This window comes from Streptomyces sp. 4N509B, from assembly GCF_052245655.1.
Classification (GTDB): Bacteria; Actinomycetota; Actinomycetes; order Streptomycetales; family Streptomycetaceae; genus Streptomyces.
On record NZ_JBQQBZ010000008.1, the window covers coordinates 62620 to 87020 of the forward strand.

Sequence of the window (24401 nt, forward strand, 5' to 3'; positions counted from 1 at the left end):
CTCATGATCAAAACACACCTGCCTGTCGGAGTTCCATGGAGACGGAAGGGGCGGGGCGATGCGTGAGCTGGTGTACGTCGCCCGCCACACCGTCGAGTGGCGCGAGGCCCCCGACCCCGAGCTCGGGTCCGACCGGGCGGCGATCGTCGAGCCGGTCGCCACGACCACCTGCGACCTCGACACCGCGATCCTGGCCGGGAAGAGCTTCGTCGAGCCGCCGTTCGCCCTCGGGCACGAGGGCGTGGCCCGCGTGGTCGACGTCGGCGACGCGGTGACCACCGTGGCGCCCGGCGACCTCGTCGTCGTGCCCTGGGCCATCAACTGCGGCACCTGCGACCACTGTCGCGCCGGGCTGACCGCCCACTGCACCTCGGTCCCGTACATGGCGATGTACGGGCCGCCCATCGGCGGCACCTGGGGTGGCCACTTCGCCGACCTGGTGCGCGTCCCGTACGCGGACGCCATGCTGGTCCCGCTGCCGGCCGGGCTCGACGCGGTCGCGATGGCCTCGGCGAGCGACAACTGGTCGCTGTCCTGGCGCCTGGTCGTGCCCCACCTCAGGGCCCGCCCCGGCGCCCGGGTGCTGGTCATCGCGCGGGGCAGCATCGGCCTGTACGTCTGCGACATCGCCCGCGCGCTGGGCGCCTCCGACGTGCTCTACGTCCACCCCGACCCCGAGTTCCGCAAGATCGCCGAGAGCTTCGGCGCCCGCACCGCCGAGGCGTTCGAACCGGTCCCCCACGGCTTCGACCTCGCCATCGAGGCCACCGGCCACGTCGACCGGCTCGCCCTCGCGGTCAAGTCCCTCGCCCCCGAGGGCGTCTGCGAGTCGGCCGGCAACCACTTCCGCCCCGGCGAGCTCCCGCTGCTCGACATGTACCTCACCGGCGTCACCCTGCGCATCGGGCGTGACAACGTCCGCGCCCACATCCCCGACGCCCTCGAACTCGCCGCCTCCGGCACGGTCGCCCCCGAACGCGTCGTCTCGCACGTGCTCGACTGGGAGGACCTTCCCGAGGCCCTGCTCGAGAAGCACCTCAAGCCCGTCTTCGTCCGCGACGCCGCCCCGTCCCAGACCGTGGGCTGACGACCCCACCGTCACCGTCGCGGGGCACCGGCCGAGCTGGACCCCCACGGCTCGGCCGGTGCCTGCCGGCGCTGCTCTCCCCGCACCGCGTGCGGTCGGCGACGCCCGGGGCGCCGCCGCGCCCGGCCCGACGGCCTCGCGCGTCAACGGGTGACGTCCCCACACGGGAGGTCCGCCGGCCGCGCCGCACGTATGCTGCCGCCATGGCTGACACCGCCGAGCAGGTGCCGGGGGCCGGACCGGAGACGGGACCGGGGCCGGGAGAGGGACCGGAGCCGGAGCCGGAGCGGGAACCGGGGGCCGGGCGGGGACAGGGGCTGCACGCGCTGCTCCTGTCGGTGCTGGGCCCGGAGATCATCGCCGGCGCGTACCCGCCCGGCAGCGTGCTCAGGACCAACGAGGTGGCCGAGCGCTTCGGCGTCTCGCGCACCGTCGTCCGCGAGGTGGTCCGGGTGCTGGAGTCCATGCACCTGGTCGCCTCGCGCCGCCGCGTCGGCGTCACCGTCCAGCCCGCCGAGCGGTGGAACGTCTTCGACCCGCAGGTCATCCGCTGGCGCATGGCGGGCGCCGACCGGCCCCGGCAGCTGCGCTCCCTGACCGTGCTGCGCCGCGCCATCGAACCCGTCGCGGCCTCCCTGGCCGCCCGCCACGCCACCCCCGAGCAGTGCGCCGACCTCACCCGTCACGCCATGGACATGGTGGCCACCTCGCGCGGCCAGCAGCTCCAGGCGTACCTCGTCCACGACGTCGCCTTCCACGAGGTGGTGCTGCGCGCCTCGGGCAACGAGATGTTCGCGCGCCTCGGCGACGTGGTCCGCGAGGTGCTGACCGCCAGGACCCGTCACCAGGTGATGTTCGACGACCCGGACCCGGCGGCCGTCACCCTCCACGTCCGGGTCGCGGAGGCGATCAGGAGCGGCGACGCGGACGGCGCGGAGCGTGCCACCCGCGAGATCGCCGAGGGCGCCCTGCGCGAACTCGACATCCTCGCCCCCTGACCGCGCCCCGCGCCCGCGCCGTGCGCTAGGACGCCTTGGCCATCCGCTCCCCGACGATCCGGATCACGTCCGCCGCGTGCTCGACGAGGAAGAAGTGCCCGCCCGCGTAGGTGTGCAGCTCGAAGTCGCCGTCGGTGTGCTCCTCCCACGCGGCGGCCTCCTCCGCGCTGACCCGCGGGTCGACGTCCCCCGTGAACGTGGTCACGGGGCAGACGAGCCGCGGCGTGCCCGGCTCGAACCGGTACCGCTCCACCGCGCGGTAGTCGTTGCGGATCGCGGGCAGCACCATGCGCAGCAGCTCCTCGTCGCCGAAGACCCGCTGGTCGGTGCCGCTCAGCTGCCGCATCTCCGCGATGATGCCGTCGTCGTCCCGCTCGTGGACCCGCTCGTCGCGGTGGCGCGAGGGCGCGCGCCGGCCCGAGGCGAACACGCGCAGCGGCGCGCGGCCGGCCTGCTGGAGCCGGACACCCAGCTCGAACGCGAGGGTGGCGCCCATGCTGTGGCCGAACAGCGCGAACGGGCGGTCGACCGTGGCCAGCAGGGCCGCGAGCACGTGCTCGGTCAGCACCCGCAGGTCGTCGATGCCCGGCTCGCGGTACCGGTCCTGCCGCGCCGGGTACTGCACCGAGAGCACCTCGACGGCCGGGCTGAGCGCCTGCGCCATGGGGTGGAAGAAGGACGCGGAACCGCCCGCGTGCGGCAGGCAGACCACCTGCGTGGTGGCCTGGGGCGAGGGGGCGAAGCGCCGTATCCAGAGGTCGGCGTCCCTGCCGGCGGTCGCGGGCGTGCTCGTGTGCGTGTGGGTCATGTCCGTCCCCGTCTTTCGTTCCCTGGCCGTGCCGGCGGGTCTGGCGGTGCCCGTGAGCGCGGCCGTGGTCGTGTCGTGCCGTGTCGCGCACCATCCTGTCTGACAGCGCGTCCGGATCGAAAACCGCGGCCTACTCGGGCCGCGGGTCCCAGCGGAAGAAGCGTGCCGCGACCAGCGCGCCCACCCCGCCCCACAGCGCCAGCACCGCGAGTTCCCGCCAGGCGGGGCCCGCGTCGCGGGCGAGCGCGGCCAGCAGCGCCTCGTTGAACGGCCGCACCGGCAGCACGTCGGCGACCCCGTTCAGCACCTCGGAGTGGATCGGCAGGTACGTGCCGGACACGAACACGAGGGGGAAGAGGACGAACTGGACGACGGCGGGCGCCGCCTCCGCGTTGCGCACCAGGGCGGCGACGCCGACCCCCAGCGAGCAGAAGCTGGCCGCGCCCGTCACGAGCGTCACCACGAGCGCGGGCAGCTGCGCCGCGTCGGGCAGCGGCACCCCGTAGAGCCGGCCCACGCCCAGGATGAGCGCCACGTCGACCAGACTGACCATCACGCAGTGCGCCAGCAGGCCGGCGACGTACGCGCCGGCCGGCAGCGGCGTGGCGCGCACCCGCTTGAGGATGCCGCTCTGGCGCCGACCGGACAGCACGATCGCCAGCTGGCTGTAGCAGGCGCCGAGCACCGAGAGGGCGGCGATCGTGCCGACGTAGTACTGGAGCGCGGTCAGGCCGAAGAAGTAGTCGCTGCGGCTGTCGCCGTCCATCACCGCGCCGAAGACGGTGACGACCACGACGGGGAAGACGAAGGTGAAGAACGCGCTCTGCGGGTTGCGCCAGAACGTCAGCTGCTCGTAGCGGATCTGGTGTGCGACGAGGGCGAGGCCCCGGCGCGGCGTCCGGCCGGCGGGTCCCTCGGAGGTGGCGGCGGCGCTCATCGCGCCTCCCCGAGGCCGGCCCCGGCTGGCTCGCCCGGCTCGGCCGGCGTGTCCGACACGTCGGGATCGGCGTCGGCGGCGGTGTCGGCGGCGGCGGTGTCGGCGGCGGCGGTGTCGGCGGTGTCGGCCTCCGTGTCGCCCTCGGGGCGGGTGAGAGCCAGGTAGACGTCCTCCAGGCTGGGGCGTTCGACGGTCAGCCGCTGAAGCGTCGCGCCGTGCGCGAGCGCCCAGCCGGTCAGCTCGTGCAGCGCCTCGGTCGGCGTCGTCGTCTCCACGGTGAGCAGGCCGTCCTCCCCGGGTCCCTGCGCGGGCACCGGCGGCGCGCCCACCCCCTCGGGCGGCGCGAAACGGATCCGGGTGCGCGCGGTGTCCCGGCCCCCGAGCGTGGCGGGCGTGCCCTCGGCGACGATCCGCCCCGAGGCGATGACCGCCACCCGGTCGGCCAGCGCCTGCGCCTCCTCCATGTAGTGCGTGGTCAGCAGGATCGTGGTCCCCGCGTCCCGCAGGTCACGCACCACCTGCCACGCGTCGCGGCGGGCGTTGGGGTCGAAGCCGGTCGTCGGCTCGTCGAGGAAGAGCAGCGCGGGGTCGCCGACCACGCCGAGCGCCAGGTCCAGCCGCCGCTTCTGGCCGCCGGAGAGCTGCCGGACCTTCCGCCGCTCCTGTCCGGCGAGGCCGACGAGGTGGATCACCTCGTCGACGTCACGCGGCGCCCGGTAGTAGCCCGCGTTGCGGGCGACGGTCTCGCGGACCGTGAGGTACGGCTCGACGGCGATGTCCTGGAGGACGAGGCCGATCCGCTCGCGCAGCTCCCTGCCGCGCGCCCGGTCGCCGGGGTCGATACCGAGCACCCGGGCGCTTCCGCCGTCGCGGCGGCGGAAGCCCTCCAGGATCTCCAGCGTCGTGGACTTGCCGGCGCCGTTCGGGCCGAGCAGCGCGAAGATCTCGCCGTGCTCGACGTCGAAGCTCACCCCGCGCACGGCCGCCACCCGGCCGTAGCTCTTGCGCAGCTCGGTCACGGTGACCGCCGGGCCGCGTCTCGCCGCCGCGCCGTCCCCGTTCACTGGCGTACGAAGGTGACGTCGAGCGTCAGGTCGAGGTGGCGGGAGGCCAGGCCCCGGCTCGCGGTCACGCCGAACGTCGTCCGGTCCACGGGCGTCCTCGCGCGCACGGAGAACGAGCCTTCGGCCGCCCGCGTGAGGTCGGCTTCCTCGACGGTCAGGGTCACGGGCCGCGTGACCTCGCGCACGGTGAGGGTGCCGGTGACGGTGCGGGCCTCGGGGTCCACGGCGGTGGCGGTGAAGCTGATCAGCGGGTGGCGCTCGGTGTCGAGGAAGCGGGGGGAGCGGACGATCGGGTCGCGCTGCCTGTGGCCCGTGTCGAAGCTGGCCGCGTCGACCTCCACCGCGACGGTGGAGTCGGCCAGCGGCTCGGCGACCTCGACCGTGCCGCCCTTGAGGGAGAAACGTCCGCGCACCGCCTGGAGGTTGAACAGGTGCCGCGTCACGAAGGTGATCGTCGAGGCGGCGGTGTCGACGGCGTAGCGACCGGGGGGAGGCGCCGCCACGGCGGTGACGTCGCCGGCGGGGGAGTCGGGTTGAGTCGTCATGTGCTCATCAGAACATGGGAGTCCGCGCGGCCGTCGCCAGGACCCCGGACGGGCGCACGTCGCTCCGTGCGGTGGCCGGGAGGACGAGGGCCACGCGTTCGCCGTGGGGCCTTCGTCGTGGGCGGATGGCCGGTGCGCCAGCGCGTCGTCACCGCACGCGTTCGTGGGCGCGGCGGGGCCTGGCCCCGGCTCGGGAGGCGTACCGCGCGCGGGCTGTCAGGGGCCGACGATGGCGCGCAGCGCCGCGAGGTGGGCCTGGTAGGCCGTGCGGCCCTGCTCGGTCAGGCGGAGCCAGACGCGTTGGCGGGTGTCGCGCACGGCCCGGCGCTGCTCGACGTAGCCCGCCTCCATCAGCACCGTGACGTGCTTGCTGAGGACGGAGGGGGAGACGCCGAGTTCGCGTTGGACGGCCGCGAACTCGGCCTCGGCCGCGGTGGCGAGCAGCGCGCAGACCCGCAGTCGGTTCGGGGCGTGGATGGTGGCGTTGAACCCGTCGGTCGGCTCGTCGGCGGCGGGGCTCACGTGGCCGGTGCCGCCGTCCGGTGCTTGTGGACGAAGACCAGGTGGAAGCCGACCGACACCCCGGCCCCCAGGACGGAGCCGGCCAGCAGCCACAGCGGCTCGTCCGTGACGCGGAACAGCAGGGGCGAGCCCAGCAGCAGGAGGGGCAGCCCGACGAGCAGCGGCACGGTCAGGCGCCTGCCCAGCACGTCGAACCGCAGCGCCACGCCGGTCCTCTCCTGCCAGCGGACGGCGGCGACCCGGAACGCTGCGACGTACGCCACGAGCATCACGAGCATGAGGACGGTCCAGGCGACGTTGGGCATCAGCCACTCGGGGCTGGCGACCATGCCGCCGTAGACCGGTGGCAGGGCGGCGATGAAGAGCGTGAGCGTGACGAGGAACCAGCGCTGCCAGGGGGTGGCGGAGAGCGCGGCGGCGGTGGCCGCGGCCCGCTCGGCCTCGTCGAGCGCGGCGCGGGCCTGCTCGGGGGTGGGCCTCGCGGAGGCATCTTCGGTTTCCATGACGGAAAGAGTAGCCGCGTGTTTCCGAGTCGGCAAGACGTCGGTTGCCGTTATGGAAAAAGAAGCGGGGCGTCGGCGGCCCGTCTACCCGGCCGCCGACGCCCCGCCGCACGTCCGTGACGTGCGCGTGCGTCCGTGGAGGTGCTCGACGCCTACTCGACCCACCCGTGGTCGGCGGCGAAGCGCACCAGAGCCTCCCGCAGCTCCAGCACCTGCCGGGCCGTCAGCTCGGGCCCGGCGCTCAGCAGCAGCTCGGTGGCCAGCCGCGTGAACTCCGCCTGGGGGAAGACCTCGCAGGTCTCCTCGCCCTCCGGCTGGGAGCTGGCGGCCCTCTCGGCGGGGGCGGCCGTGGGCGCCGCCACCGTGGGTGCCACGGCGGGCGCCGCCGTGGGCGCGGACGCCGGTGACGAGCCGTTCGCCGAGCCGTTCGCGGCGGGCACCGGGGCGGCCGGGGCGGCCGGGGCGGCCGCGGCGGCGGTCGCCGGCTTCGGCGCCAGGGCACCGCTCGGCAGCGGTCCACCGGCCACCGGCTTCGCCGGCACCTCCGACACCCCGCCGTCGAGCAGGCGCACCTCGTAGGCCTTCAATCCGCGTCCCCCGTCGAGTACCCCGAACTCCACCCGGTTCCCGCAGGCGATCGACGTCGCGCGGTCCACCAGCTCGTTCGCGTGGACGAACACGTCCTCACCGCCGTCGTCCGGGGCGATGAACCCGTATCCCTTGACCTCGTCGAACCGAACCACCGTTCCCTGTGGCATTTCTCCTGACCTCTCCCCAACTCAACCGGCCAAAAAGCCCAAAGCCAGAGCAAGAACAACAACCCGCAGATGCGCCCACGAGCCTAGTCACGGGCGCCGGGGCGCAACAACCCCTACCTCTCCCCTCACCGGCTCCGCGGCGAGGGGGTGGCGGAGCCGGGTGTCGTCGCGCGGCCGTGCCGGCGTCGGCGGGCCGCCCCACGATCCGGCCACGCGATCTCCCGCCGCGCGGCGTTCTCCCCACGCAAGTCGACTTCTCGCATTCGAGTTTTGTCGACAAGTCATCCCGTTTGGAGGGCGCTTACCGCGAGCACTCCCCGCGAAGAGCGATCCGTCGTCCGTCGCGATTCCGTCACGCGCCCCGATTCGCGTCCAATGCGCGTCCGATTGGCCTTTGATTCACCCCCGATTCGCCCCCGACGCGCGCCGGCGGCGCGCTCGCGGAGTGAATGCGCCTACGTCGCCGCCGTGCCGGCATACCGCGCCACGCGCTCCTCCAGCCTCCGCCGGCACGCCGGCCACTCGTCCGCCGTGATGGAGAACATCGCGGAGTCCCGCAGCCTGCCCTCCTCGCCCGGCGCCGAGGAGGGCTGCGAGCGACGCAGCACCCCCTCGAAGCGCGCGCCCACCGCCTGGATCGCCGCGCGCGAGCGCTCGTTGCGCGCGTCCGTCTTCAGGTCGACGCGGCCCACGTCCCACGTCTCGAAGGCGTGGCGGAAGAGCAGCAGCTTGGCCTCGGCGTTCAGGCCCGTGCCCTGGGCCGAGGCCGCGAGCCAGGTGTGGCCGACCTCCACGGCGAAGAGCCGGTCCTCGCCGGGCCAGCGCCGGGGCGTGCAGTAGGAGGTGGCGCCCACCACGCGGCCCGTGGCGCGGTCGACCTGGGCGTAGGGGACGAGGACGAGGCCCGCCGCGACGCGTTCGAGCTGGGTGTCGACATAGCGCTCCGCCTCGTCGGCCGTGGGGACCCGGGCGTAGGCGTACGACTGGCGGTTCTCCTCCGCCGCCCTCCCCAGCCCGTGCGCGTGGCGGCGCTCCAACGGCTCCAGACGCACCCGTGCGCCCTCCAGCACCTGACCGCCGTCAAGGATTCCCATCGCGCCGACCCTCCGCATCGTCCGCACCCGCCGTGAGTGCCTCGTTCGTCCCGGTCAAGCCTGCGCCCCGGAGGTCACGCCGTCGAACGAATATCCTCGGGGCCACGACGACCGTCGTCGCGGCGCGCCCCGTATTTGCGGAAAGTGTCACGGTATGTATGTGGCATGTTAATTATGTCACTAGATACCTTGACTGGTGTTCATGATGCATGCAGGGTGTGCTCGACCAGGGTAGACCATCGTACGGGGGTGCTAGATCGTGCTACCTGCTGTCTCGTCTCGGCAGTTCCCACCCGCCGAGACGGACGCCATGTCGGACATTCCGATGGAACGTCCGAGTTCATTTCTTCTTCAACTTCCACCCAGTTCCCGACTCGTCGGCCGGGAGCGTGAGCTGACGCTGCTCCGTGGATTGCTGACCCGCCCCGGACTCGTGACGTTGACCGGTCCCGCCGGGATCGGGAAGAGCGCGCTGGCGCGGGCCGCGGTCGCGATGACCGCCGGCCTGACGGGAGCCGGCGTCGCCGCGTTGAACGTCAGCGAGGTCTGGGACGACGACGTGGCGGCGGCGCGGCTGCGCGCCCTGCTGCCGGCCGGCGCCGGCGGCGGTGACGCGCCGACGGACCATCACCACCGCCACCTCGTCGTCCTGGTGGACAACTGCGACCGCGTCATCGCGGGCGTGGCGCGCGGCGTCACGGAGCTGCTGGGCGCGCGGCGTCACGGAGCTGCTGGACGCCGGCCGTCCGGTGTCCGTGGTGTGCACCACGCGGGTCCCGCTCGACGTCTACGCCGAGTACCTCGTGCCCGTCGGTCCCTTATCGCTGGGCCCGCAGGGGGACGCGGCGCGGCTGTTCACCGAGCGGGTCAGCCCGTACTACCGCCACGACGTGACGGGGAACGCCGGCCGCCGGCTGGTCGCGCAGATCTGCGAGGCCGTCGACGGCATCCCGCTGGCGATCGAGCTCGCGGCCGAGGCCGTCGGCTCGTTGACCCTCACCGACCTGCTGGCGCGGCTGCGGCGCGGCGAGTACCAGCAGCGCAGGCGGCTGCGGGACGTGCCCGAGCGGCACCGCTCCGTCGGGCACGTGCTGGCCTGGGGTGAGGCCGCGCTCTCGCCGCAGGACACCGAACTCCTGCGGAAGCTCGCGGTCTTCGACTCGGTGATCGACGTGGCGGCGGCGCGGCACGTGACCGGGCTGCCCCGCGACGAGGTGGTCGACGCGCTGCGCGCCCTCGTCCACAAGAGCCTCGTGATCAGCGTCGGCGACGGGAACACCGGGGGCTTCGCCTTCCGGGTGCCGCACCTGGTGCGCTGGCACTACCGGCGGATGCTGGAGCACGACGCCTGGGCGCTGGCCACGGCGAGGGAACGGCACGCCGGAGCGTGCCTGGCCTTCGCCAGGGAGGCGCAGCAGGCGCTGCGCTGGCCGGGCGGACCCGGCGCGGCCACGGCGGCCGAGCCGGACGCCGACGCGGAGCCGGACGCGCACCGGGGTCACGAGGCGGACCAGGGCGCGGGCCGCGTGGCGGAGGAGGTGCGCGCGCGATGGCTCGCGGCGGTGCGCGACCGGCTGCCGGACCTGCGCTCGGCCGTCTGCCACCTGCGGATGGGCGAACGGCCCGGGGACGCGCTCCACCTGCTGCTCGCCCTCGGGGAGTCCCTGCTCGGCACCGAGGTGGCGCCCGAGTACGTCGCGCAGCTGGAGGAGACCATCCACGAGGCCGAGGCGTGCCACGGCGAGGAGGCCCGGCCCTTGGTGGGCGAGGCGATGCTCGTCATCGCCGAGTGGGCCGTCGAGCGCGGCGAGTTCACTCGGGCGTGGACGGCCCTCGTCCGCGCCGGCGGACACACCCGCTGGCGCGGCGAGACCACGCGGCGACGGATCGCGGCGCTGCTGCGCCAGGCGAGGCGGCGGGCGGGGGAGGCGTCGGCCGTGGAGCGGCGGCGCCGTCCGGAGCACGGCGAGCCGGACGGGACCGCCGGCCCCGCCGGGGCGGCCCACCCGGACGACGGGCGGGCGGCGACGGGCCGGCCGGCCGGCCCCGGCGCCCCGCCCGGCTCACCCGTCACGAACGGCGTGAACGGCACGAGCGGCGTGAACGGCATGAGCGGGACGAACGGCGTGAGCGGCTCGCCCGGCGCGAACGGAAGGGCGGGGACGAACGGCGTGAACGGGGTGCACCGTCACCCGGCCGGCGACCCGTCCTCCCAGGCGGCGACGTTGACGGCGCTCGGCTCCTGGCTGCTCGCGGCGGCCGAGACGCTGCGCACCGAGCCGGACGCGGCACCCGTGCCGGGGCCGGTGGTGCGGCGGGCGCTGCTCGTCGGCGCGGAGCAGGTGGCGGGCCAGGAGCTCACCTCTCGACCGCTGGGTCCGCCGCCCGCGCCCGCCCCGGCTCAGCGGGCGGACCGGGTCTCGCGGGCCGCGCCGGGCTGGGAGGTCCTGACCTCCCTGCTGACGCCCCGTCAGCGCGAGGTCGCGCTCCTGGTGGCCGAGGGGCTGACGAACCGGCAGATAGCGCGCCGGCTGGAGATATCCGAGTGGACGGTGGTCAACCATCTCCGCCAGGTGATGCGCAAGCTGCGCTGTCCCTCCCGGATCCACGTGGCCCGCGTCCTGCGGCACAACGAGGAGTGACACCGCGCCACCGGGCGCGGACCGGGCGGACCGGGCGGACCGGGCGGTTCCCGAGGCGGGACCGCGAGCGGCGGCCACGTCGCGCGGCCGTGGCCCCGGCGTGCGCGCACGGGTCCGGGTCCACCGACCCCGAGAGGTCGGTGGACCCGTCCGTGCCGCGTCGGGTCAGGCCGCCGTGCCCGTGCGCCAGCGGACCGCCGCCGCGCCGGCGAAGTCACCGGCGTGGGCGAAGCCCGCGAGCATCAGCAGGCTGCCGTCGTGGATGCGGCCCTCCCGCACCCCGTGGTCGAGGGTGACGGGCACCCCCGCGCCGAACAGGTTCCCGAACCGGTCGTAGGTGTCCAGGTGCCGTTCCGGCTTGATCTCCAGCTGTTCCTTCCACTTCTGGAGGAAGATGCGGTTGGGCTGGTTGGTGATCAGCACGTCGAGGTCGGCGGGCGTGATCTCCATCCGGTCGCAGACGGCGCGCACGACCTCCGGCACCAGCCGGTTGCCCCGTTCGACGATCTCGGCGACCTTGCCCGGGGTGAAGCCCGGGTGCATCTGCCCCTCGCCCGGCTCCCAGTACCTGCGGCCGTCGCTGATGCTGAGGCCACAGTCCTTGGCGTACTCCCCGAGGTTGCGCACCTCGACGTCGAGGATCGGCGACTCCTCGGAGGCCGCGACGTACGCCACCGCGCACGCGTCGCCCGGCACGACCGCCTCGGGCAGCTTGCGTATCTCCGGCTGGTTCATCACCGTTCCGGCGACGTTCTGCGCGACGCACAGGAGCGCCGAGCGGGCCTGCCCACTGCCGATGAGGGCGCGGGCCAGCCGCAGCATCTGGAGGAACGCGGCGCAGCCGCAGTTGTGCGTGTCGATCACCCACTCGGGCTTCAGCCCGAGGCGGTGGCTGATCTCGGCGCCCGCGCCGGCGAACGGCAGGTCGGGCAGGGAGGAGTAGGTGATGACCAGATCGATGGTGCGGGCCTCGTCGGGACCGATGCGGTCCAGCAGCGCGAGGCCCGCCTTCTCGATCATGTCCGCGGCGGACTCCTCCGGCCCCACGTGGTGCCGGAAGGTGGGTGCCTTGAACATGTCGTGGCCAGCCAGCTCACCGCTGGTGTCCTGGATGTCCAGGAAATACTGCGTCGGGACCTTGTTGGGCGGCAGGTACGACGCCACCTCCAGCAGGCTGACCGTCTTCATTAGCTGTCGGCCCCTGCCTGGTTCGCGCCGTGGCCGTAGTGGAACTCCAGGATCTTCTTCAGGTTCTGCATCTCGATCGCGTGACCGGCGTAGAAGAGGTTCCAGAAGTCGCCGACCCACGGGCGCTCCGGGTTGGGGACCGTCTCCGGGTAGGGGTTCTTGTCGTAGTACGGGTGGCGGCAGTTGGTCCACAGCACGACCGAGCCCGGCTTCTTCAGCACCCGCTGGGCGTCGACGATGCGGTAGAGGTAGATCATCCACAGCTCGTCGCCCTGGTCCCAGGCGCAGTGCATGTCGATCGTCAGCGCCTCGCGGTTGGGCTCGAAGCGCATGTAGATCTTGGTGTTGTCGTCCGGGAGCGTGTCCTTGCCCACGAACAGGCCCGGCTTGCCCTCCACCGGCGCGAAGTCACGGGTGCTGTAGGTGTACTCGTTGAGGTTGCGCATGTCGTTGAGGTAGTCGAAGACGACCTCCGGCGGCGCGTCGATGTACTCCTCGATCGTGCAGAAGCGGCCGTAGACCTCGTCGTAGGTGAACGTGTCCTTGGTGAACGCGCTCGCCTGCACCACGGCCTCCTCGCGGCTGGTGGTCTCCCAGCGGAGCAGTCCCGGGACGTCCTTGATGAAGTCCGGGATGGCGGGCGGCGGGGTGTAGTTGCTCACGGTGTGCCCTCTCTTGGGGATACGGGTGATCCGGTTGGTGTGGTGTCGCGTGGCGTCGGTCGACGCCACGCCCTCAGGCGGAGACCGTCCGGGGCCGCCGAAGCGGCCCGAAGGGCGGTTCCTCGTGCGGGTCGACGTCGATGCTGACCAGCAGGGGCCTGGCCGGGTCCGCGGGGCGGTCGGTCAGGGCTCGGTGGAGCTCGTGGGCGTCGCGGGCGTGGACCGCGTCGACGCCGGGGAACATCGCGCCGACGCCCGCGGCGATGTGCGCCGGGCCGAAGAGGTTGTAGGTGTAGTCCCCGGAGAAGAACACCTGCTCCCGGGTGTGGCACATGGCGTGGGCGTTGTTGTTGATGATCAGGAAGGTGATCGGCAGGCCGAGTTCGGCGGCCGTGTGGATCTCCATGCCGTGCATCAGGAACGCGCCGTCGCCCGCGACCACGTACGTCGGCGCGCCGGTCGCGAGGTGGGCGCCGATGCCGGCGCCGAAGCTGTGGCCCATGCCGCCCATGCCCTGGGCGACGATGAAGCGGCCGTCCGTGGGGACGCGCAGGTGGTGGATGACGGCGGCGCCGCCGTTGCCGGCGTCCGACACGACGACGGCGCCGTCGGGGAGGCAGGCGGCGAGGACGTCCACCGCTTCGCGGGTGGTCAGCGGCGCGCCGTCCGTGCCGCTCGTGCCGTCCGTGTCGGGAGCGTCGGCCCGGTCGGCGGCGGGGGACGCCGTCCCCGCGGGCGGGGTGGCGGCGCGGTCCTCGCCCGGTGCGCGCTCCGCGAGGAGGTCCGTGAGCGCCGCGAACTCCTCGCGCAGCGGGCCGTCGAGATGGATGAGCCCGGGGTGGTCGGCGCCGAGGAACGGGGGGTGGCTGTCGAGGCAGACCAGCGGCACGCCCTTCAGGTGCTCCTTGATCGGGCCGGCCGACAGCATCGGCAGCCGGGTGCCGGCGAGCAGCACGGCCGACGCCTCCTCAAGGCGCCGCTGGGCGGGCTCGTGCCCCATCACCCCGGTGACGCCGAGGAAGCGCGGGTGGTGGTTGTCGAAGGCGTCCTTGGCGTCGGGGGCGACGGTGACCCTCGCGTCGAGGACCTCGCTGATCCGCTCCAGTTCGGCGCGGGCCTGCCAGCGCACCACGCCGGTGCCCGCCATCACGGCCACGCCGCGGTCCGCGCGCGCCGCCGCCAGCACCTCGGCCGCCTCCCGGCGGGCGGCGCCGGGCGCCAGCGCCCGCCGGAGGGGGGCGACGCGGCGCGGCGGCTGCCAGGCGGGGATGACCGACTGCTGCACGTCCTTCGGGAGCAGCAGCACGGCCGGGCCCATGGCGCCGCCGAGGGCGGCCTCGTAGGCGGCGGGCAGCAGCTCGGTGACGGCGGCGGGGTCGTCGACCCGGGCGCAGTAGACGCCGATCTCGCCGAAGAGCCGGACCGCGTTCATCGAGTCCGCCTGGCCCGAGGTCTCCTGGAAGGAGCCGAGGCCGTCGAGTTCGGCGGGCGGCTGGCCGACGAGGGCGAGCGCGGGCACGCCCGAGGCGCGCAGCTCGGCGAGGCCCGGCACCAGGTTCATCGCGCCCGCGCCGGAGGTCACCGCGACGACGGCGGGCCGGCCGGAGGCCCGGAAGTAGCCGTCGGCCATGGTCGCCGCGGAGAACTCGTGCTTCGCCACGAGCGCGCGCACCGGGCCACCGGCGGCGTGGACGGCGTCGTACAGGTCCTCGATATTCGCGCCGCCCACACCGAATACATGGGTGAGTTCCTGGCGGCAGAGGAAGTCGACGACGTAGTCGACCACGCGCAATGAGTGACCCATGATTTCCCGCTTCTGTCCGGCATCCGCATCTGAGGGAACGTGAGGCGTTCGTCCTTTCTACGCCTCGGCGGCGGCGCCTGCCAGAGCAGTTATCTGCTAGTCAGGGGGCATGGACTAGCAGACTCTTGCTAGGGGCTTGCTATGCCGTGTGCTTGGTTGTGCTGCGTATCGTGTCGGCGACACCGTAAACGTGAAAGGGTACCTCGATGATCACTGTTTCCACGGTCTGCGAGCTCATCGCGAAGAAGCTGGGCAGTGCGGCCTCGGAAGTCGAGTTGAACGCCGAGACGGAATTCGAGTCTGTTGGCCTTTCCAGCCTCCAGATCGCCGACATCGTCTACGCCATCGAGGACGAGCTGGGTATTGAGTTCGACTCCGCGAAGGCGGCCGACGTGAAGACCGTCGGCGACCTCGTCGAGCTGGCCCGGGTCACCAAGCTCGACGGCGTCGACGCATGACCGACGGTCAGGTCGTGACCGCCGGCGCGGTGGGCGCCACCGCCGAGGCCATCCAGCACCACTACGACGTCTCCGACGACTTCTACGCCCTGTGGCTGGACGAGTCGCTGACGTACACGTGCGCGCTGTGGGAGGACCCGTCCGACCCGGCCGAGACCCTCGAAGAGGCCCAGGTCCGCAAGCTCGACTTCCTCATCGAGGGCGCCCGCGCGAACGGCGCCCGCCGCGTGCTCGACGTCGGCTGCGGCTGGGGCAGCCTGCTGTCGCGCCTGGTCACCACGCACGAGGTCGGCCAGGCCGTCGGCGTCACCCTGAGCGAGCGCCAGGCGCGGTGGGTGGAGCGGATGGGCCTGCCGCGCACCGAGGTGCGGCTGGAGAGCTGGCAGGACCACGAGCCGGAGGAGGGCTACGACGCGATCATCTCGATCGGCGCGTTCGAGCACTTCGCCGCCACGGGCCTGACCCGCGCCCAGCGCGTCGGCGCGTACCGCGAGTTCTTCGAGCGGTGTGCGGGATGGCTGCCGCGCGGCGGCAGGATCGCCCTCCAGACGAACATCAAGGGCAACAACGTGCAGATGGACCGGCAGACCGTGAAGGATCTGCTGTTCATCATCGAGACCATTTTCCCGGAATCCGAGATACCCGCGCTCTCGGAGGTCGTCGAGGGCAGCGAGAAGCGCTTCGACATCGTGGCGATGCGGAACGACCCCGAGCACTACAGCCGCACGGTGCAGGAGTGGTACAACCGCCTGCGCGCCCACCGCGAGAAGGCTGTCGCAAGTGTCGGTGAGGAGATGGTCGCGCACTACGAGCGTTATCTCAGCAGCTCGGTCACCCACTTCGAAAATCGCCATCTCGGCTTGTCGAGGGTCATCCTCGAAAAGGTGCGGTAAGGGGAAATGGACGATCTCAAGCACGAAGTCTACTGGCACACCACACAGGAGGTGGAGCCGGGCGAACCGCTGACGGAGTCGGTGGACTGCGACGTCTGCATCGTCGGCGGTGGCTACGCCGGACTGTGGACGGCCCACTTCCTGAAGCAGGCCGAGCCGGCCCTCGACATCCACGTCGTGGAGGCCGAGTACTCCGGCTACGGCGCCTCGGGCCGCGCCGACGGCTTCGTCACCCCCACCATCGGCAAGGACATCCAGGCCCTGGTGGAGCGCTTCGGCGAGCAGAGGACCGCGGACGCCTCCCGCGAGGTGGGGCGCTCCATCCTGGAGATCGGCCGCTTCCTGCGCCGCAACAAGGTCGACGCCGACTACGAGCCCAACGGCTACCTGCTGGCCGCCACCTCCGCCGCGCAGATGCGCCGGCTGGAGGAGGACCGCGCCCTCGCGTCGCGGCTGTCCGGCGGCGCCGGTCCCGTGCTGATGTCGGCCGAGGAGACGCGGGCCAGGATCGGCTCCCCGGCCCTGATCGGCGCGCTGCGCACCGACGGCGGGCTGATCAACCCCTTCAAGCTGGCGCGCGGCCTGGCCCGGGTCGTGCGCGAGCAGGGCGTCGTCATCCACGACCGCACGCCCGCGCTCCGCGTGGAGCCCGGCGTGAGGCCCACCGTCACCACGGCGAAGGGCCGCGTCGTCGCCGACACCGTCGTGCTCACCACCAACGCGCACCAGTTCCGGTTCGCGCCGTTCCGGAACAAGCTCGTCCCGGTGTGGAGCTACGCGATGATCAGCGAGCCGCTGACCGACGAGCAGCTCGGCCGCATCGAGTGGCCGGCCCGCGAGGGCCTGGTCGAGGCGAAGACGTTCCTGACCTGCGCCCGCTTCACCGCCGACAACCGCCTGATGTTCGCCGGCGGCCCCGCCCTGTACTTCTACGGCCGGGACACCGACCAGCGCCGCATGAGCGAGCCGCGCGTCTACCGCGAGCTGCTGCGCGAGTTCGAGCGCTTCTTCCCGATGTGGAAGGACGTGACGTTCCGCTACGCCTACGGCGGCACCGTGGACATCACCCGCGACTTCGCCCCCCACTTCGGGCGCCTGCCGGGCAACGTCGCCTACGGCTACGGCTTCTGCGGCAACGGCATCTCCGCCACCCATCTCGGCGGCAAGGTGCTGCGCGACCTGGTGCTCGGCAAGGACTCGGACTACTCCCGGCTGCTGTACGTGGACGACGAGGGCCGCAAGCAGCCGTCGTTCCCGCCCGAGCCGCTGCTGACCGTCGGGGTGCGCGGCATGAGCCGGCTGATGGAGTTCAAGGAGGCCAGGGCATGAGCGCGCAGCCGACGGTGCTGGTGACGGGCGCCACGGGCGTGGTGGGCCAGTCGATCCTGCGCGAGCCCGCGCAGGTGCGGCTGATCGCCGCCGCGCGCGGCGCGGTCGAGCCCGGACGGGCCGAGCGGGTGGTGCGCTGCGACGTGACCCAGGACCGCTTCGGACTCGACGCGGACGCGTACGAGCAGCTGGTCCGCGAGGTGGACGTGGTGATCCACTCCGCCGCGCTGACCGAGTGGGGCCTCACGCCCGACCGGTACGCGCCCGTCAACATCGAGGGCACCCGCCGCGTCGCCGAGTTCGCCGAGGCCGCGGGCGCGACCGTGCACTACATGAGCACGGCGTTCGTGGCCGCGGTGATGCCCGAAGTGGTCGCCGCCCCGTTCAGCGACACCAACATCACGGCGCCCTACGTCCGCTCCAAGCTGGCGGCCGAGCAGCTGCTGAAGGACGCGGGCCTGCCCCACACCGTCTTCCGCCCCACCAACCTCATCGGCGACGCCGAGACCGGCTGGACCTCCCGCGGCCAGATCGTGCAGGTCCTCTCCGACTGGATCTGCCGGGGCCGCGCCCCGTTCATCCCGGTGCACCCGGGCAACCGCATCGACATCGTGCCGCAGGACGTGCTCTCCAAGGCCGTGCTGCGCGCCATCGAACAGGACGTCGACGCGGGCGAGTTCTGGGTGACCTACGGGGAGGAGGCCATGGACATGGAGGACGCGCTGCGGGTGTGCGCCAAGCACACGGAGCAGACCAGGGGCAGGACGCTGAAGCCGGTCCCCGTGATCCACCCCGACAGCGAGCAGGCGCGGGACCTCGACGGGCTGCCGTCGATGACCCGGTCCTTCCTGGCCGTGCTGCGCGACGTCAGCGAGGTGACCCGCGCCAGCGGCGGCGTGCTGCCGACCTCCATGCCCGAGCTGCGCAAGCGGTTCGGCGTGCCGCACGTCGCCGACACCGACGCCTACCTGCGCACGCTCCAGTACGCGGCGGGCTGAGCCGTGGCCGACACCGAGGAAGAAGCGATGAGCGAAACCAACGACAGCCCCACCCCGGGCCCCGTCGACCCCTGGAAGCCGCCGAACCTCGACGGGAGGGTGGCCGTCGTCACCGGCGCCAGCCGCGGCGTGGGCAGCGGCATCGCGCTGGCGCTCGGCCAGGCCGGCGCCACGGTCTACGTCACCGGCCGCAGCTCCCGCTCGGGGGCGCGCACCGAGGGGCTGCCCGGCACGATCGACGACGTCGCCGAGGAGGTCACCGCCCGCGGCGGCACCGGCGTCGCCGTCCGCTGCGACCACGGCGACCCGGAGGCCAACCAGGCGCTGGCCGACCGCGTCCGGGCCGACCACGGCCGGCTCGACCTGCTGGTCAACAACGCGTGGGCCGGCTACGAGCGCTCCGCCGAGGTGCGGTTCGACGCTCCCTTCTGGGAGCAGCCGATGTGGCGCTACGACCTGTGCTCCGCCTCGCTGCGCGCCCAGTACGACGTCACCCGGCTGCTGGTGGGCCTGATGCTGCCGCAGCGCAGCGGCCTGATCGTCAACATCGGCTTCACCGACGGCGACATCTACCTCGGCCAGGCCGCCTACGACGTCTTCAAGCACGCCTCGGACCGCATGAGCCGGAACTTCAACGCCGACCTGCGCAAGAAGAAGACCGGCGTCACGGCCCTCGCGCTCCACCCCGGCTTCGTCCGCACCGAGCGGGTCGAGGAGGCGTGGGCGGCGCTCGGCTCGGGGCCCGCGGCCGTGGTCCACTCGCCCGAGTACGTGGGGCGCGCCGTGGCCGAGCTGGCCGCCGACCCCGACGTGGCGCAGCGCGCCGGGCAGATCCTGGCCGTCGGCGACCTGGCCGAGAGCTACGGCTTCGACGACGTCGACGGCCGCCGCCCGCCCGCCTTCCGCCTGGAGGGCGCGCTGTCGCTGGCCACCCGCATGGACCGCCTCAACCGGGTGGTCGAGGCCGCGAGGAAGCAGCGGGACGGCGCGGCGTGAGTCCGCTGACCCCTCCTGGGACACCGACCGGCCCCGCGCACCCGCGCGGGGGCGGTCACCCGCGCGTCGCCCAGGGGCCCGTCCGGCGGACCGCGCCGGACCGGGCCGTGGCGCCGGGTGCCGCGCTGCCCCCGTCCCACTCGGGCCGCCGCGGACGGCCCTCAGGGCGCGGGCGGCAGGCAGCGTTCCAGCAGGGCGCGGGTCTGGCGGCGCAGGCCGTCGGGGGAGGGCGGCCCCGGCAGGCACACCCCCGCGAGCAACACCCCGTCCACCCCGGTGACCAGCGCGTCGGCGTCCTCCGCGGAGGCCGGCGCGCCCACCTCCCGCAGGAACGCCTCGGCGGCGCGCTGGAACAGGCCGCGCCAGCGGGTCAGCTCCTCCCGCAGCGAGGGCTCACGGGCGGCGTGCAGGAAGAGCTCGAAGCGGGCCACCGTCTGCTCCCGCGCGGTGGTCAGGAACGCCTCCAGCGCCGTGGCCAGCAGCTCCGTCGCCTGGTCGAGGACGGGCTCGGCGCCCGCGCCGCCACCGGCCGCGACGGGGCGGCGGGCGCTGCCGAGCACCGTGGTCATCGTCCGCCGGTCGCGTTCGGCCAGGTGGTCGATGATCTCCCGGATCATGGCCTCGCGGGTGCGGAAGTAGTACGTGGTCGAGCCGTGGGTGAGGCCCGCCTCCCGCTCCACCCTGCGGTGGCTGAGGTGCTGAAGACCCTCCCGCGCGACCAGCGAGATGGCCGCGTCCAGCAGCCGGAGACGGGGAGGGGGTTGGTCGCGACGGCGACGTGTTGACCGAGACATTTCGCCAAGCCTAGTGTCCTACGTTCGTAGAATTTAATCCTACGACCGTAGAAGACACCTCGTCAGGCAGTCGCACCCCAGGGAGCAGACATGACCCAAGCGCCCTCGAAGTCCGCATCGAGCCCGGAGGCGAGCCGCCGGGCACGGGCGGGCGCGCTCGTCCTCGCCGTCACGTGCGGCGCGCAGTTCGTCGTGATCATCGACGACACCGTGGTCGCGATGGCCCTGCCCTCCATCCGGGAGGACCTCGACTTCGCCGCCGCGTCCCTCGCGTGGGTCGTCGACGCCTACATGCTGCTCTTCGGCGGCTTCCTGGTGCTCGGCGGGCGCTGCGCCGACCTCTTCGGCCGCCGCCGCGTCTTCCTGACGGGCCTTGGCATCTTCACCGTCGGCTCCTTCCTGTGCGGCATCGCGAACTCCTCCGAGCTCCTCGTCACCGCCCGCGGCATCCAGGGCCTGGGAGCCGCGTTCCTCTCACCCGCGGCGCTGTCCATCCTCGTCAGCACCTTCACCGAGGCGAGCGAACGCCGCCGGGTGCTCGGCATCTGGGGCGGGCTGACCGGCGTCAGCGGCGTCAGCGGCGTGCTGCTGGGCGGACTCATCACCGACGTCATCAGCTGGCGCTGGGTCTTCTTCATCAACCTCCCGCTCGGCGCGCTGCTGTTCGCCCTCGCGATGTCGCCCGCCATGGCCGACCGCGACGTCCCCGAGCGCCGCAGCCGCATCGACGCGCCCGGCGCCCTGCTGATCACCGGCGGCCTGTTGCTCCTGGTCCACACCGTCATCAGCACCGAGCACCGCTCCTGGGACTCGCCGGCCACCATCGCGGGCCTGGCCGTCGCCGCCGTGCTGCTGGCCGCGTTCGTCGTCTGGGAGACCCGCGCCCACGAGCCGCTGATCCGGCTGTCGATCTTCCGCAGCCGCTCCGTGGCGCTGGCCAACATCATGATCCTGCTGGCCGCCTCCGGCCTGTACGGCATCTTCTTCTTCCTCACCCAGTACATGCAGCTCGTGCAGGGCTGGTCGCCGATGCGCTCCGGCCTGTCCTGGGTGCCGTTCGGCGTCACCATGGCCGTCTTCTCCGGCGTCGCCATCCAGCTGCTGCCGCGCCTGGGAAGCCGCGTGCTGTGCTTCCTCGGCCTGACCCTGGCCACCGTCGGCCAGGCCCTGCTGCTCGGCACCGAGGTCGGCGGCGGCTACGCCGGCGACGTGCTGCCCACGCTGCTGCTGTGCGCCGCCGGGTACGGCCTGGCGCTCGTGCCGCTGGTGGTCGCCGCCGTCCACGGCGTCGACCGCGCCGACACCGGCGCCGCCTCCGGCATCCTCAACTCCGGCCAGCAGGTCGGCGGCGCCATCGGCGTCGCCGTGCTCGCCACGCTCGCCAGCAGCCGGCTCACCGACGAGCTGGCCTCGGGCACCACGGGGCCCGACGCGCTCCTGTCCTCCTACCAGGAGGCGTTCCTCGCCGGGACCGTGCTGACCGCGGTCGCCGCCGTGATCGCGCTGGGTCTGCCGTCCCTGCGGACGGAGTTCGACCCCGAAACGACCCAGGGCGTCTAGGAACCCCCCGACGCACGACAGATCACAGAAGACAACGACAGAACAGAGAGAGGGCACAACCGATGGACGGAAGAGAACACCGCTGGTTCATCCTGGCGGCCTCCGTGATACCCCTCATCGGGGTCTTCGCCGGCATGGTCCTGCTGTGGAACAGCGTCTTCGGCGTCAGCGACCTCATCGTCCTGGTGTTCATGTACGCCGTCGCCGGCCTCGGCATCTCCGCCGGCTACCACCGGCTGCTGGCCCACCGCGCGTTCGAGACCTCCAAGCCCATCAGGGTCGCGCTGACCACCGCCGGCGTCATGGCCGGCCAGGGCCCGCCGATCATCTGGGCCGCCCACCACCGCCGCCACCACCGCGTCGCCGACAAGGAGGGCGACCCGCACAGCCCGCACCTGGACTTCGAGCCCGGCTTCAAGGGCCTGATGGCCGGCCTGTGGCACGCCCACCTCGGCTGGCTGTTCAACGGCAAGCTCACCTCCGACCCGATGCGGTACTGCCCCGACCTGGTGCGCGAGAAGTCGATGCGCTGGCTCAGCGAGAAGTTCATCCTCGTCGTCGCGGCAGGCATCGTGCTGCCCGGCGTGCTGGGCTTCGTCATCAGCGGCTTCGAGCCCGCCGCGTTCCTGACCGGCATGCTCTGGGGCGGCCTGGTCCGCATCTTCCTGGTCAACCACATGACCTACGCCGTGAACTCCGTCGGCCACTACTTCGGCCGCCGCCGCTTCACCACCACCGACGAGTCCAGGAACGTCTTCTGGCTGGCGCTGCCCTCCTTCGGCGAGGCCTGGCACAACAACCACCACGCCTTCCCCCGCTCCGCCCGCCACGGCATGAAGTGGTACGAGGTCGACCTGTCCGCGATCTTCATCTGGAGTCTGGAGAAGACCCGCCTGGCCTGGAAGGTCATCCGCATCGACACCGAGCGCCTGGAGATGCGCGAGGCCGGCGTCAGCCGCGTCGAGTCCGCCGGCGCCGACCGCCAGAAGCTCCTCGCCAGCCAGCAGGAGCTGCCGCCGCTGGCCAACCGTTCGGGCGACGCCGCGCCCTCCCTGGTGGACGTCGAGTGACCGCGGCGACCCCCTCCCCGGCGTCACCCGCGCCCGCGCACCCCGGGCTGTGGGAGGCGCTGCTCGGCGGCTCCCGCAACGGCTCGCTCCACGCCTGGGAGGGGGACCGCTACACGCGGACCAACTGGACCCAGGTCGCGGCGGAGGCGCACGGCATGGCCGCCACCCTCCGCGCGGCCGGGGTCCGCCCCGGCGCACGCGTCGCGGCCGTCCTCGACAACACCCCGCACGCCGTGCGCGGGCTGCTCGCCGTCTGGATCGCCGGCGGCACCTTCGCGTCCCTGCCGCTGCCCTCACGCGGCGTCACACCCGAGGAGTACGGCCGCCAGCTCGACGTCCTCCTCGACCGGCTCGACCCCGAGGTGCTGCTGCTGGACGACCAGCTGCTGCCGATGGTGCCGCCCGAGGTCGCCGCCCGGCTGCCGGTGCTGACCTGGGCCTCGCTGCCCGGCGACGGCCGCGTCGAGCCGAGCCCGCCCGGCATGGACGACATCGCGTTCGTCCAGTACTCCTCCGGCAGCACCAGCGTTCCCAAGGGCTGCGCCCTCACCCCCCGGGCCATCGCGCAGCACCTCGGCATGATGCTCGACATGTGCGGCTGCGAGGTCGGCAAGGACACCATCTCCTGCTGGCTGCCGCTCTCCCACGACATGGGCGTCTTCGGCTGCCTGGTGATGTCCTGGGCCTGGGACTTCGACCTCGTCCTGTCCACGCCCGAGCGCTTCGCGATGGCGCCGCGCTCCTGGTTCCGCGACATGGCGGAGTTCCAGGCGACGATGACCGCCGGCACCTCCACCGCCCTCCACCTCGCCGCCCGCGGCCAGAGCCGCACCAACCCGCTGCCGAAACCCCTGGCGCTGCGCAACCTCGTCCTCGGCGCGGAACGCGTCGACTGGGAGACCATCGTCCAGGCCACCGAGCGCTTCGCCCCCTCCGGGCTGCGCCCCGAGGCCCTCATGCCCGCCTACGGCATGGCGGAGGCGACCCTCGCCATCACCGCCACGCCGTGGGACGAACGCCCCCGCATGCGGACCTTCGACAGCGACGCCCTGCTCCACGGCACGGTCGTCGAGGTGGAGCCGGACGCGCCCCGCGCCGTCCCGCTGGTCTCCAACGGCCCCGCGCTGCCCGGCGTCGAGGTCACGACGGAACTCCCCGACGGCGACGACGGCATGCCGGAGATCCACATCTCCTCGCCCAGCCTCGCCGAGTGCTACTACCGCGACCCGCAGCGCACGGCCGAACGCTTCCACGACGGCCGGCTGCGCACCGGCGACCTCGGCTTCCTCCACGAGGGCGAGCTGTACATCGCCGGCCGCGCCGACGACCTGATCTCCGTCGGCGGCCGGAAGATCTACACCAGCGAGATCGAGTCCGCGCTCGACGGCCTCAGCGCCCTGCGCCGCGGCTGCTCCGTCCTCGTCGACCTCGCCACCCCCGGCAGGTCCGAGCTGGTGCTGCTGATGGAGCCGCGCCGCCGGACCCTCGACTGGCGGGCCGTCGCCGACGAGGCCGCCGCCCTGACCCGCGGCAAGGCGGGCGTCGCGGTGACGGAGTGCCGCTTCCTCGAACACGGCGCGGTCCCCAGGACCCCGAGCGGCAAGGTCCAGCGCAACCGCTGCCGCGCCCTGCTGTCCGAGGACCGCCTGAAGACGATCGCCAGCGTCCGGCTCGGCTGACCGACCACCCCG

General features: G+C 73.1%; 23 protein-coding genes and 1 pseudogene. 12 read left to right on the forward strand and 12 right to left on the reverse strand.

The features are described from left to right. The first annotated feature begins 58 nt into the window (after window positions 1–58). Complete coding sequence (locus ACTWP5_RS10890) at window positions 59–1087, forward strand: zinc-dependent alcohol dehydrogenase (protein WP_443220630.1); 1029 nt, start codon at window positions 59–61, stop codon at window positions 1085–1087. Between the two features lie 203 nt (window positions 1088–1290). Beyond that, complete coding sequence (locus ACTWP5_RS10895; RefSeq protein ID WP_443220631.1) at window positions 1291–2085, forward strand: FadR/GntR family transcriptional regulator; 795 nt, start codon at window positions 1291–1293, stop codon at window positions 2083–2085. 25 nt (window positions 2086–2110) lie between these two features. On the opposite strand, the gene ACTWP5_RS10900 is transcribed toward ACTWP5_RS10895, so the two are convergent. The 8 genes from ACTWP5_RS10900 to ACTWP5_RS10935 form a co-directional block, all read right to left on the reverse strand. Beyond that, complete coding sequence (locus ACTWP5_RS10900; protein WP_443220632.1) at window positions 2111–2893, reverse strand: thioesterase II family protein; 783 nt, start codon at window positions 2891–2893, stop codon at window positions 2111–2113. A 130-nt stretch (window positions 2894–3023) separates the two neighbouring features. Then, on the reverse strand, window positions 3024–3830 hold the full coding sequence (locus ACTWP5_RS10905) for an ABC transporter permease (protein ID WP_443220633.1): 807 nt from the start codon (window positions 3828–3830) through the stop codon (window positions 3024–3026). Continuing rightward, window positions 3827–4894, reverse strand: coding sequence for an ABC transporter ATP-binding protein (locus ACTWP5_RS10910; RefSeq protein ID WP_443220634.1), 1068 nt, complete (start codon window positions 4892–4894; stop codon window positions 3827–3829). Before ACTWP5_RS10910 ends, ACTWP5_RS10905 begins: the two co-directional genes overlap by 4 nt. After that, entirely contained in the window at window positions 4891–5439 is a 549-nt protein-coding gene (locus ACTWP5_RS10915; RefSeq protein ID WP_443220635.1) for a YceI family protein, read from the reverse strand. The genes ACTWP5_RS10910 and ACTWP5_RS10915 overlap by 4 nt, the downstream gene beginning before the upstream one ends. A gap of 216 nt (window positions 5440–5655) precedes the next feature. Next, entirely contained in the window at window positions 5656–5961 is a 306-nt protein-coding gene (locus tag ACTWP5_RS10920) for a transcriptional regulator (RefSeq protein ID WP_443220636.1), read from the reverse strand. After that, on the reverse strand, window positions 5958–6464 hold the full coding sequence (locus ACTWP5_RS10925) for a hypothetical protein (protein ID WP_443220637.1): 507 nt from the start codon (window positions 6462–6464) through the stop codon (window positions 5958–5960). The genes ACTWP5_RS10920 and ACTWP5_RS10925 overlap by 4 nt, the downstream gene beginning before the upstream one ends. Window positions 6465–6616: 152 nt before the next feature. Continuing rightward, window positions 6617–7222 (reverse strand): cold-shock protein, encoded by a 606-nt coding sequence (locus tag ACTWP5_RS10930; RefSeq protein ID WP_443220638.1) that lies wholly within the window; start codon window positions 7220–7222, stop codon window positions 6617–6619. Between the two features lie 455 nt (window positions 7223–7677). Beyond that, window positions 7678–8316 carry a GNAT family N-acetyltransferase gene (locus ACTWP5_RS10935; RefSeq protein WP_443220639.1) on the reverse strand — a complete coding sequence of 213 codons (639 nt, stop codon included), beginning with the start codon at window positions 8314–8316 and terminating at the stop codon, window positions 7678–7680. Window positions 8317–8641: 325 nt separating this feature from the next. On the opposite strand from ACTWP5_RS10935, the pseudogene ACTWP5_RS10940 reads away from it, so the two are divergent. Together ACTWP5_RS10940 and ACTWP5_RS10945 are read left to right on the forward strand one after the other, a co-directional pair. Continuing rightward, a pseudogene (locus ACTWP5_RS10940) lies at window positions 8642–8803 on the forward strand (AAA family ATPase); the annotation flags it as partial. Window positions 8804–9074: 271 nt separating this feature from the next. Then, a complete protein-coding gene (locus tag ACTWP5_RS10945) occupies window positions 9075–10958 on the forward strand; it encodes a LuxR C-terminal-related transcriptional regulator (protein ID WP_443220640.1) in 1884 nt (627 codons plus the stop codon). Between the two features lie 165 nt (window positions 10959–11123). On the opposite strand, the gene ACTWP5_RS10950 is transcribed toward ACTWP5_RS10945, so the two are convergent. From ACTWP5_RS10950 to ACTWP5_RS10960, 3 genes are all read right to left on the reverse strand, one after another. Beyond that, entirely contained in the window at window positions 11124–12146 is a 1023-nt protein-coding gene (locus ACTWP5_RS10950; RefSeq protein ID WP_443220641.1) for a 3-oxoacyl-ACP synthase III family protein, read from the reverse strand. After that, the gene (locus tag ACTWP5_RS10955; RefSeq protein ID WP_443220642.1) at window positions 12146–12808 is read right to left on the reverse strand and encodes an SRPBCC family protein; all 663 of its coding nucleotides are present in this window, start codon (window positions 12806–12808) and stop codon (window positions 12146–12148) included. Before ACTWP5_RS10955 ends, ACTWP5_RS10950 begins: the two co-directional genes overlap by 1 nt. A gap of 73 nt (window positions 12809–12881) precedes the next feature. After that, window positions 12882–14612, reverse strand: a complete 1731-nt coding sequence (locus ACTWP5_RS10960; protein WP_443220643.1) for a thiamine pyrophosphate-binding protein — start codon at window positions 14610–14612, stop codon at window positions 12882–12884. Window positions 14613–14818: 206 nt separating this feature from the next. On the opposite strand from ACTWP5_RS10960, the gene ACTWP5_RS10965 reads away from it, so the two are divergent. The 5 genes from ACTWP5_RS10965 to ACTWP5_RS10985 are packed head-to-tail and all read left to right on the forward strand — an operon-like array spanning window position 14819 to window position 19286. Beyond that, window positions 14819–15070, forward strand: a complete 252-nt coding sequence (locus ACTWP5_RS10965) for an acyl carrier protein (RefSeq protein WP_443220644.1) — start codon at window positions 14819–14821, stop codon at window positions 15068–15070. After that, window positions 15067–15963 carry a class I SAM-dependent methyltransferase gene (locus ACTWP5_RS10970; RefSeq protein WP_443220645.1) on the forward strand — a complete coding sequence of 299 codons (897 nt, stop codon included), beginning with the start codon at window positions 15067–15069 and terminating at the stop codon, window positions 15961–15963. The genes ACTWP5_RS10965 and ACTWP5_RS10970 overlap by 4 nt, the downstream gene beginning before the upstream one ends. A 6-nt stretch (window positions 15964–15969) precedes the next feature. Continuing rightward, a complete protein-coding gene (locus ACTWP5_RS10975; RefSeq protein WP_443220646.1) occupies window positions 15970–17292 on the forward strand; it encodes an FAD-dependent oxidoreductase in 1323 nt (440 codons plus the stop codon). Next, window positions 17289–18290: an SDR family oxidoreductase gene (locus ACTWP5_RS10980; protein WP_443220647.1), complete on the forward strand. Its 1002-nt coding sequence runs from the start codon at window positions 17289–17291 to the stop codon at window positions 18288–18290. The genes ACTWP5_RS10975 and ACTWP5_RS10980 overlap by 4 nt, the downstream gene beginning before the upstream one ends. Before the next feature lie 27 nt (window positions 18291–18317). Then, the gene (locus tag ACTWP5_RS10985) at window positions 18318–19286 is read left to right on the forward strand and encodes an SDR family NAD(P)-dependent oxidoreductase (RefSeq protein WP_443220648.1); all 969 of its coding nucleotides are present in this window, start codon (window positions 18318–18320) and stop codon (window positions 19284–19286) included. 161 nt (window positions 19287–19447) lie between these two features. Here the strand turns inward: ACTWP5_RS10985 and ACTWP5_RS10990 are convergent, their stop codons facing one another. Then, window positions 19448–20080, reverse strand: a complete 633-nt coding sequence (locus ACTWP5_RS10990) for a TetR/AcrR family transcriptional regulator (RefSeq protein WP_443220649.1) — start codon at window positions 20078–20080, stop codon at window positions 19448–19450. 90 nt (window positions 20081–20170) lie between these two features. On the opposite strand from ACTWP5_RS10990, the gene ACTWP5_RS10995 reads away from it, so the two are divergent. The 3 genes from ACTWP5_RS10995 to ACTWP5_RS11005 all read left to right on the forward strand — a co-directional run bounded on the left by ACTWP5_RS10995 (window position 20171) and on the right by ACTWP5_RS11005 (window position 24389). Beyond that, on the forward strand, window positions 20171–21640 hold the full coding sequence (locus ACTWP5_RS10995) for an MFS transporter (RefSeq protein ID WP_443220650.1): 1470 nt from the start codon (window positions 20171–20173) through the stop codon (window positions 21638–21640). Window positions 21641–21702: 62 nt separating this feature from the next. Further along, a complete protein-coding gene (locus ACTWP5_RS11000; RefSeq protein WP_443220651.1) occupies window positions 21703–22710 on the forward strand; it encodes an acyl-CoA desaturase in 1008 nt (335 codons plus the stop codon). After that, window positions 22707–24389: an AMP-binding protein gene (locus ACTWP5_RS11005; RefSeq protein ID WP_443220652.1), complete on the forward strand. Its 1683-nt coding sequence runs from the start codon at window positions 22707–22709 to the stop codon at window positions 24387–24389. The genes ACTWP5_RS11000 and ACTWP5_RS11005 overlap by 4 nt, the downstream gene beginning before the upstream one ends. The last annotated feature ends 12 nt before the right edge of the window (window positions 24390–24401 follow it).